This is a genomic window from Microcoleus sp. N9_B4, assembly GCF_036701635.1.
In the GTDB taxonomy this organism is placed as follows: Bacteria; Cyanobacteriota; Cyanobacteriia; order Cyanobacteriales; family Microcoleaceae; genus Microcoleus.
In genome coordinates this window covers 26227-36820 of sequence record NZ_JAUBRC010000060.1, presented here as the reverse complement: position 1 = coordinate 36820, position 10594 = coordinate 26227, and the positions used below count along the sequence as shown (strand labels likewise).

Here is a 10594-nt window from a genome sequence, read left to right as displayed (position 1 = left end):
AACTTATATTTAACTCTGCTTGAATATATCGTGAGCTCCTGTTCTTGGCTGGCGATCAATTATTCAGCAAACCCTACTTAAAGGCTACAGAGCGGATTCTCGCAGTGTCGCCCTCGTTTTCTTCTTTCCAGGCGATGGCAGCGCTTATTTCCGAAGCATACCCATTTCTTTGCTGAAATGCGTAATTTTGTTGAGCCTCGGATACCGATACTGCGGAAAAAAGGGAATTCACAAATGAGGTAAGGTTTAAATTAGTTTCTAACTGGGCCGGTTGCCAATAGCTGTTTACTAAGCGGACTAATCGAGATACGGTATCGACCGCATCGGGTGCTACGTTACAAGGTCGGCTCAAATAACAATCATCCTTTTTAAAATCGGCTAGCCACGGAATTTGAGCTGCATCACCGAGGCCGTTCAAATAATCTCCCACTGCTTTGAGTCCTGCATCATTGTTGGGATACGCCGATTTGAGCGAATCAACTGCAATTTGGAGCTGCTGGGAAAGGAAATCGATAATTGCCATTTCTTGCGGTTCTGTTTGCATCCCGCCGGGGGGAATCACCAGCACTATCCCTTCTGCTTTTGCACCCCTGGCCCGTCCCATCAGCGATGCGACAATGCCCGTGCTGTCGTTCATGCTGTCGATCGCTACTTGTTGGAGGTTGCCCACCAGCGGGACTTTGGGGAGTTTCTTTACCTGGGGCGGTTTGTCGAAATTGGCGATCGCATTGCGGAGATTCGGGTATTCAGTCGAGCGAATCAGTTGAATAAAATCTCCGTCGGTATCCCGTCCCAAGTTGAGCAGTAACCTCCTAGAAGCGGCCATCAATCCACCACCTTGGGCGTAAGTACCCTCGTGTACGTTTTCCCACAACTGACAGTCGCCCCAGTGGCGCATGGGATTGCAGAACACGATGTACTCACCAACTGCCATGCCGGGGGCGCAAAACACTTTTCTGCTAAACACTGTATTGCCGCTGGTGTCGGTAATTTCGTACTTGGCAAAATATTCATCGGGTTGTGCCATCAGCGACCAGAACCTAACTCCCGCAGCTTTCGCTAAATTCAACCAAATTACTCTCAGGCGCTCTTTCACCTTGGCGGTAATATAGGGGTGAAGCAGCAGTTTTCCGCGCACGTCGTATTTGATGATTTGCATCGCCGTGTTGACATATTCCGCCTCAGATTGCAGCCCTTCATTGCCCTGCTGTATTTCCTGCTCTGCTTCATTTTGGTCGATTCTCAACAGCTCGGCTAAGTTTTGAATTGAGTTGAGAGCGCCGACTAAACGCTCGCATTTATTAATTAAACGGCTGATGATTCTGTCTTGTTCCAGCGTTTCGTAATCGAACCACTGAAATAGCATCCACCCTGCTTTTGCGGTGCGCTGCTCTGCCTCAAATACCAACCCGCACAGCAGTTTATCCGTATAGTTTCCTAGCGCTGGTTTATTGCCCTTCAAGGATGATAGGGGAATTACCAAATCAAAACCTGAATCATCGAGTTCGGGGTTGTAGGCGATGGTACCTTTGGCTACCCATTGCTTGAATGAGGCTATCCTAAATTGCAGCGGAATTTCTGGATCGCTGTCAAGATGAACGTCTCCTGTCCCCAATATCGTCATGAATCTTTTGGAAGCTTTGCCGTGACTGTCTCCGCTATTCCAGTGCCTCCCATTTGTCGGGTCATCTTGCGGGTTTCCTTGAGCATCTTTATGTTCGTCGTCAACCACTACGTAATTGAATTCCCTGCCAGCTAAAAGTTTGCAACCTGTATGTAAAATGCTGCCGTAAATAATTCGTTTCCATTGGTCAGTCGTTTTTGTTCCGTAGTAGTCTTTCCCAATAGGCGTTAGGTTAAATGTAAATCTGCCGCGGTTTCTGGAATTGCTGGCTAAATCTAAGGTGTAGCGATCTTTGCCCGCAACAAACGGATTCAACAGCGACGGATCTTTCGCAGTTTCCGGGATTTCTCCGATACAAAATCTTTCCTTGCCCGCATCTTGGTGCAAGCCTGAAAGCAGCGTATTTCGCAGAGTTACTTTGGGCTTGGTTGACCAGCTTTGGGCGACGCAATCCCACACAGACCAGATGGCAGTTGTCTGAATCTGCGCTAAACTTTCATCAACCCAAGAATAATCTAATTCGTATATTGTCGGCATAATTAATCAAAAAAGAAAAATTTTCCTGATTCTATTTTATCAATTTTATCGCTTCCTAGTGCTGTTACTATCGCTGCTTCCCCTAGGATTTGAATGGGATTGTCGGGATTGGTTAAATTATAAGCAACAGCATATTCTTTTTTGTTGTTCAACCCGACTCCGATAATCCGCTCAATCGGCAAAGGAGCGTTTTGAATCAATCGTCTTGAAGAGGTTTTAAATTGTTCTAAAACTTCAACTTTATTTGTGTCTTGCATATATGCCTGAGATAGATGAAACTTTCCCGCGGTAGAACCTTGAATATCAGCAAACACGTAAAGCAGTTCTGCTAGTGAAGTTTTATTTCTCATGGCTTGAATAATAATCACGGCTGCTCCGATTATCGGTGTTGCCCAAGCCATGAGGTAAGCCCATCCACTCGCTTGCATCCCGGTTGCTCCAAAGAGTTTGGGTAGTAAGGATTGCCCTGCCTTCAAAGCGGAAGCTGCTAAATATCTCGTTGCATTAGCACCAGCGCTACCCACTACTTTCAGGACAATCGATACTACCGTATTCGTTAGCGCTGGTAGAAGGGTAGCTGGAATACTCACCGCTTTGAGAAAGAAACTGCTCAACAACCATCCTGCAATTCCAGTAAGTACAGTTGCTGCTCCTGCTACTGTTGCTGCACCTCCAACCGCAATAGGAACTATGGCATTAAGAACAACAGGCGCTTTCCGAAAGGTGGAATGTATGGAAAGGTCGAATTGTGAGCTAATTTCATAAGGATTCATGGCGATAATTGGCGGGATATTTCCAGTTTGCATGGCTGCTATCCCGGCTTCTACTTTTCTGAGTCTGGCGCGGGCGTTGCTTCTGGGATTGCCTTGGAGTCCTTCAATTAAGGCTAAGAGTTCATTTTTTAGCTCTTCTAGCTTGGTGATAGCGCCGTTCTTCCACTGCTCTATTTGCTCAGTTGCTGTTGCTCCTTGTTGCTGAATTGAGGCGATTTCTGCTTCGATGGTGGCTACTTTTACCGAGAGTTCCGGCAGGTTGAGTGCTTCGTTGTGCGCCATAACCGAGGCTTCGTAAATCGCTTTTTCGGTGTTGTTAGCGGCAAGTTTGGCTAACTCAACTTGAGCTTTACCCGCTAGGTCTTTGTGAACTTTGCTATTAAAAGCTTTGTTGATGCCGTAAACCGTTTCTAGAAAGACCAGATTGCAATCAACAACCGTCCCTCCTAAATCTTGGGAAGCGGTCAGTAAATCCCTAAGCCCTCCCATCACTGGGTTTGCCATAATAAATTGAAGGTGAGGCAGACTAAAGTACCATTCTTGACCCTCGTTTAGTGCTGTTGTAACTGCTTCGGATATTTGCAATATTTCTTTATCGATCCAGATATTGTTACTAATCTGGTCGCGTAGGTAATCGAATTGTCCCATGATTTTAAGTGGAAAGCTCCTTTTCCTAATTTAACCGATTTGGGATTCATTTACTGGTTTAATACTTCGCCCATATCGAGTTACCAACTAGACCGAAAACGGTAGATGTAACTGTTAAGTTATGCTGCCATAGATTGAAGGCGCAGCAATGCGATTGTGAGCTGAATTGGAGAACGCCCTTTCATACAAACTAACGCATTTTCTGTATCCTAGTAAGCTGTTGCACATTTAAACTGTGATACAAGCATTGCCCTTATTTTTGATTTTGCGACCCCATTTAATTATTAATTGCCCTTCATTTAAGAGGCGGTGCAATAAATACTCTAGCTCTTCAATAGATGTAAAAAGTCGATTGGCAATATATTCTTTGGCCGAATGCCATACTAATTCAATTAAGTTATAGTCTGGGCTGTATTCGGGGAGGAATTCTAAAGGTCGGTTAGGCATTTCTGTTTCAATTATTTTCAGGTACTCTTCTTTCTTATGAAAACTAGCATTATCCAGAACAATCACTATTTTCGCTCCTTTTTCAGCAAATTCTGAGGCTTGATTACCTGCTGATACCCATTCATTAATTAGCTCTTCATAAAAGAGTTTTAGCACTTGATAAAAATTATATGAATTGCCTTTTTTGAGAAATTCTACCCACCTTTTTTTATCCGAATTCCTCACTGCTTCCATTACATTGACTCTGCCTTTTCTTCGGTCTCCTCTGACCTTTTTTCGGCTTCCTTTTTTACACCAGTTCTTTCTTCGCGTGACTCTTAAACTAAATGCACTCTCGTCCCAAAACCATACCTGTAACCGTTCTGGTGATTCTTTTTCTATTTTTAAATATTCGGCTATCTTTATTTTAAACGCTGTTCTTTTTTCGGGATTTCTCTTTGACTCCAAACTATACTTTGCCCAGATGTAAACATACTTTTTTTGCTTTAATATTCTCCGAACTTGTCCTCCACTTAATTTTATTCCTGTGGATTCTTCTAAGTATGTTGCTAATCTCTGCGCTGTCCATCGTCCAAAATCATATCCTAATTCTTGAGGGTCTTTTTCTATAGTTTATAATAATATCTCTATATATTTATCTGTGGCTTTTTTGTGATTGCCCTTCATTCTTTCATCTATTAGACTTTCTAGATTGTCGGGGTCTCCCTTTACACACCAATAAGATACTTTGTTTACTGAACAACCCAAAAACTCAGCGATTTTAGATTGTGTTTTTCCGTCATTGAGCAATAATAAAATCAGAATTCTTTCTCTGACATTTGCCTTTTCTTACTCTTTTAAGGCTTTCTGTATTTTCTCTATTTGTTGGAATTGAGATGGTTTTTGGCGGGCATTTTTGTAGAGATTGACTAAACTTAATTTTTATTATACCCTATTTAAAGGTACAACAGCTTAGCGCCTCACAATTCATCGTTAGTTGAGGAGATTTAGCATAGCTGGGTTTGGGTTAAAATTCAGAGAAAAGTTCGAGTTGTGGCACGGATTCAAAGGGTTAATTGGACGATCGCTGCTGTAAAGTTTAGCTCAATGGAATTCTGCCAAACATCACGCTCCCGGTAGTAATATTTCCAAATATGGACCTGATACTGTCACAATTATACCAAAATGATGACAGTGGTTGTTTAAAAAATCATATAATTCCTGAATGAAATCAGCAAAATATCGAGATTTTGTTACAGATATTCTTGGTTTTTAGATGTTAATGAGGATTTATTTTGCCAAGTTTCGGAAGCTCTCGCATTCACCTTGCCCATTTATTCGATCGATTCTTAGCTATTCACATCACATATCGAGCCGTATCCTCACGACATCACGGCAGTTTATGAAGAAATGCTACCACGTCAGTTTTTGTGCTTTTTACGGGCAGGCAATCCAGGGACAAGGAAAATCATGATGACCAGATTGTCAATTTGTAGCTTTGTCTAATTGTTTTTAGTGGTCACTTAGGAATAACGGGCAAGGACAGTTTTATTGAATATAAAATGCTTTTCGTTGGTTGTAAGTATGAAATACAATTAATTGACTAAAAGCTACTTAAATGCTATTAACGTAGTGCTTCGCTTTTGGGCGATGATGTTTTTTATCCATAACTATGACTATCTCTCATCAATCACATCTAAATCTAATGAGCAAAATAGCCAAAATAACTAAAAATCACATCGAATGGTTTAAGGAACCGAAGGAGTGCTTTTTCTACTATGGAATAAAAGTTTAATAACTTTAGCGTCTGCTAAATAGTCGGAACTGCACGATAATTCCATTTTGGTAGATATTCATCAAAAATAATTTTCATTGTTTCTTTAAATCCCTTAGCTACTTTTCGACCAGTTTCATAAATTTTATCGATTACATTTACTACCACAGAAAGCCCGGTTTTAGTATGAGTTTTTGCCATGAGTTCTTTAACTAACTTAAGAGGAGTAAAAATTACTCCTTGACAGGCTCTGGTTACGTGAGGAAATAAACGATGTTCAATCGGATTATACTTCGATGTATAGGAAGGATAGTGTGCGATCCTAATTTCTATCCCTAGCTCGTCAACTAATTTTTGTAAATCCGATTTAAAGATATGATGATTGGAATTATTACTGCCACCGCCATCGCATTTTATTAGACCTCTTGCAAAAAAAATATGTGTTATCCTTAAAAGTTTGCTCAAGTTTAGGTCAAACTTTGAATTATTGGGTTGATTGGCATCTCCTTAAATTTGCCCAGCCTGCTAGATTATAAAATTGGCTAAACTTTCGATAATAGCACAAAATTATTTTGCAAGAGGTCTATTGTAGGGGTCAGCGGTTCGAGTTCAGTTGTGTCCATAGCTAAAACCCGCTTGGTGGGCGGGTTTTGTTGTTTCTACAACCAAACTGGTAGATTTGGCATTCTCAATTAGGAATGACACAATATGTCTAGACCAGAGATTTAGTACAGTCCCACGTTTCGTCGAGGCTGTTGCTGAGGAGTTGCGTAGTTTGCATGAGTTAGGTGTTAAAGAAACGCTAGCTTGATTCTCGTAGGCACCATTCCCATCCGTGAACAAAGCGCAAGCAAGCAGAACAAGAAAGAGAACCACTGTGAGAACGCGATCGCCTTGCACGGTTCCAAGCAGAAGCCGCTAACCGGATTCAAGACGAATTTTTAGCGGTGCTGTCCCATGAGTGGCGATCGCCCGTGTGCTTAAATACTGAAGGACTTAGTTTTTGGGCATATTATATCTTGATTCCCTAACAATAGCTGGCATAATAGGTAAATAGGCAGGACTAACCGCAATGAATGTAGAACGTACACACTCCTTGAATCATCGAGAAGAGCTTACTATAAATTTTTCTCCAGAGCTATGTACAGACTGCCAAGCAGTTGAAGCACGATTTGCGGTGATAGTAGATCACATGGCTGAGGCATTTATTTCTATTAATTCAGAGTGGCACTGCACCTATGTCAACCATAAAGCAGAGCAGCTTTTAAACAGGAAGCGGCAACACCTGATAGGCAAAAATATATGGACTATATTTTCGATCGATCTTACCTCGGAGCTATATAAGTATTGTCATCGAGCGATCGCAACGCCAACGGCGATCGAGTTTGAAGAACATTACCCCTCACTCAACAAATGGTTGAGAATTCGCCTCATCAAGAGTGAAGATGGCTTACTTCTTTACTTCCAAGATACTACTGAAACATCTCAAGTCGATCGACAATTGAAAGCCGAAATCGTCAAGTGCCAGCAGGTGGAAGCCACTCTTCACAAAGAACAGGACTTTTTGAAGGCAATTCTAAACAACGTTCAAGCTGGCATTGTGGCTTGCGATGCCGATGGCATATTGACGGTATTTAACCAAGCAGCTAAAGATTTTCATGGATTACCTCAGCAGCCAGTTCCAGCGGATCAATGGGCTGAATATTATGACTTGTATTTGTCCGACGGCAAAACACGCATGAATACAGAGGATATTCCCCTGTTCCAGGCATTGCAAGGACAGAACGTTCGTGATGTGGAAATGATGATTGTTCCGCAGCAGGGAACTGCGCGAATGCTGTTAGCAACTGGACAGGCGATTATTGCCGCCAACGGCGAAAAACAGGGTGCAGTTGTCGTGATGCACGACATTACACAACGCCAGCAGGCAGAAACGGTTCTGCGCGAACGTGAAGCGCAATTATCGAGCATCTTCCAAACTATTCCTGATGGCATCACCATTCTGGATTGTACCGGACAGGTTATTGCCGCCAATACGACGGCAGAACGGATTTTGAGATTGACTTGCAGCGACATAAAGGAGCAAGTCTACAACGATCCATCCTGGTTTATTACAACCGTGGAGGGTCATCCTTTCCCAGAAGATGAACTGCCGTTGGCGCGGGTGATGCAAACAAGCCAGCCTGTGTATGGCATTGAATATGCAATTAACCATGCCGATGGCACCCGCACGATTCTCTCGATCAATGCTTCCCCTTTGTTTGACGAAGAGGGACAAATTATCAATATCATTGCTGCTTTCAGCGACATTACGGAACGCAAGCAAACCGAAGACGAACGAGTACAGCTTGTTCAAGAACAGGCAGCCCGTGCTTTAGCAGAGAATTCTCAGGAAAAATCAGCATTTTTAGCCCAAGTGAGTGCTGTCCTTTCCTCTTCGCTAGAGTATGAACAAACTCTCCAAAGCGTTGCAAAGCTGGCAGTTCCTTATTTTGCAGATTGGTGTAGTGTCGATCTGCTGAATGACGATCGCACAATTGGTCGGGTTGCAGTTGCTCATTGTGATCCCGAAAAAGTGAGGTTTGGCTGGGAGTTGGCTCAACGCTTTCCCAGGAATCTCGATGATGGGTATGGCATTGCTAAAGTCATGCAAACTGGACAGGTTGAAATTGGGATTGAGATTACAGATGAACAGTTAGTTGCCACAGTGCCGAATGGTGAATACCTGGAAATCTTACGTGGAGTTGGGTTAAAGTCCTGCATCATTGCACCGCTACAGGCACGGGGGCGCGTGTTGGGTAGCATTACCTTTGTGTTTACTGAATCCGATCGCCACTATCGCCTGGAAGACATTCCCTTGGCTGAAGATTTGGCTCAGCGAGCAGCGATCGCCATTGATAATGCTCGTCTCTATAATGAAACACAACAAGCGAAATTAGCCGCCGAACTCGCTGCTAACCGGACGGCTAGACTGCTGGGGGTGATGACAGCTTTGTCTGAATCACTAACCTCGGCTCAAGTGGCTCAGGTGATTATTGAACAGGGAATGTCCGCACTGGGAGCAAGTTGTGGTTTGGTTGCGGTATTAAACCAGGATGCAAGCGAACTGGAGATTATTCAAGCGATCGGCTATGAGCACGTAGATGACTTTCTGCGTAGTTTTTCGATTCATGCACCATATCCTCTGGCAGAAGCTGTGCGAAGTGGGCAACCTGTTTGGCTAGAAACTATCGAAAACCGAATTGCCCGTTATCCTGAATTAGCCAAAGCTTATGCCAAGGTTGGTTCTAAAGCCTGGATTTCGGTGCCATTGTTGATTGAAGGACGAGCCGTTGGTGGGCTATCGCTGAGTTTTTCCACGGTTCCCCAGCTTTGTGAGAGCGATCGCGCTTTCGTTTTGGCATTGGCACAGCAGTCAGCGCAGGCGATCGACCGAGCACGGCTCTACGAGTCAGAATCGAAAGCACGGGCACAAGCAGAAGCAGCTAACCGAATTAAAGATGAGTTCTTAGCTGTCTTATCACACGAATTGCGAACTCCGTTGAATCCGATTCTGGGTTGGACTCGACTGCTGCGAAGGGGAACCCTCGATTCTGGCAAGACGGTGGTAGCTCTCGAAACCATTGAACGCAATACCCAGTTGCAAGTTCAACTGATTGAGGATTTGCTGGATATTTCTCGTATTCTGCAAGGCAAGCTGAGTTTGGACTCTACTCCAGTTAATTTGAAAACAACTCTTAAAGCTGCGATCGAAACAGTTAGTTTAGCCGCCGAAGCGAAGAACATTCAAATTCAAACTCAGCTAGATCCAAATGTCGGCGATGTGTTAGGAGATGTTACCCGATTGCAACAGGTTGTCTGGAATTTGCTCACCAATGCCATTAAGTTCACCTCAACTGGAGGTCGAGTTGAAGTTGAACTCAAAACGATTGATTCCTTTGCTCAAATTCAAGTCAGGGATACAGGAAAAGGGATTAAGCCAGAATTTATTCCCTATGTCTTTGACACATTTCGACAAGCCGATAGCAGTATTACGAGAACCTTTGGTGGGTTAGGGCTGGGATTAGCGATCGTGCGTCACGTCGTTGAGCTACATGGTGGAACTGTTAAAGCCGAAAGTTTGGGAGAAGGACAGGGAGCAACATTTACTGTCACACTTCCCTTATTAGCCAGGAGCAATGAGGTAAACAGTGAGCAGAAGGACAATCTATCACTCCATGCTCACACTTCACCCTTGGCTAGATTATGTATCCTGGCCGTCGATGACGAAGTAGACAATTTAGAGTTAGTTCAATGTATTTTGGAGCAAGCGGGAGCCACCGTGATCTCTGTATCTTCAGCAACAGATGCGCTACAACAACTCACTAAATTTAAGCCAGATGTTTTGATTGCTGATATTGGAATGCCACAAATCGATGGCTATGAGTTGATTTGTCAAATCAGACAACTATCCACACAGGAGGGAGGAGAGATTCCCGCGATCGCCCTGACAGCGTATGCAGGTGAGACAAATCAACAGCAAGCACTAGCAGCCGGATTTCAAAGGCATCTTCCCAAGCCTGTTGAGCCTGAAACGTTAGTGGAGACAATTGAGCTATTGCTTCATCCAATAGAGTAAGGCAGAGCATTAGACATCTCCGAAAATTAAGATTCAGCTATCTCGGTACAAAGCTTTCAAGTTGATTATTGGAGATGTCTTTTGAGTATAGTCTGGAAAAATGTCACGAATTGAAGCGATCGACAGACGCATAGCTAAGTTGGTTAGAGCACTACGTTGACATCTTAGGGGTCACTGGTTCGAGTCGAGTTGTG

Annotated in this window: 4 protein-coding genes and 1 pseudogene; 1 reads left to right on the top strand and 4 read right to left on the bottom strand. The window is 43.4% G+C overall.

What is annotated here, in order from left to right:
* Positions 1-73 precede the first annotated feature (73 nt).
* The 4 genes and pseudogenes from QUA43_RS27185 to QUA43_RS27170 all read right to left on the bottom strand — a co-directional run bounded on the left by QUA43_RS27185 (position 74) and on the right by QUA43_RS27170 (position 6247).
* Complete coding sequence (locus QUA43_RS27185; RefSeq protein WP_333378299.1) at positions 74-2161, bottom strand: hypothetical protein; 2088 nt, start codon at positions 2159-2161, stop codon at positions 74-76.
* A 2-nt stretch (positions 2162-2163) separates the two neighbouring features.
* On the bottom strand, positions 2164-3582 hold the full coding sequence (locus QUA43_RS27180; RefSeq protein ID WP_333378296.1) for a hypothetical protein: 1419 nt from the start codon (positions 3580-3582) through the stop codon (positions 2164-2166).
* A gap of 228 nt (positions 3583-3810) precedes the next feature.
* Positions 3811-4922: pseudogene (locus QUA43_RS27175) on the bottom strand (IS630 family transposase).
* 896 nt (positions 4923-5818) lie between these two features.
* The gene (locus QUA43_RS27170; protein WP_333378294.1) at positions 5819-6247 is read right to left on the bottom strand and encodes an ISAzo13-like element transposase-related protein; all 429 of its coding nucleotides are present in this window, start codon (positions 6245-6247) and stop codon (positions 5819-5821) included.
* 607 nt (positions 6248-6854) lie between these two features.
* Between QUA43_RS27170 and QUA43_RS27165 the strand changes: the two genes are divergently transcribed.
* Entirely contained in the window at positions 6855-10400 is a 3546-nt protein-coding gene (locus tag QUA43_RS27165; RefSeq protein WP_333378291.1) for a PAS domain S-box protein, read from the top strand.
* Positions 10401-10594: the final 194 nt, after the last annotated feature.

Excerpts from the sequence above, each read along its gene's own strand:
- QUA43_RS27185 (WP_333378299.1), bottom strand. The coding sequence starts at position 2,161 with ATGCCGACAATATACGAATTAGATTATTCTTGGGTTGATGAAAGTTTA.
- QUA43_RS27180 (WP_333378296.1), bottom strand. The coding sequence starts at position 3,582 with ATGGGACAATTCGATTACCTACGCGACCAGATTAGTAACAATATCTGG.
- QUA43_RS27165 (WP_333378291.1), top strand. The coding sequence starts at position 6,855 with ATGAATGTAGAACGTACACACTCCTTGAATCATCGAGAAGAGCTTACT.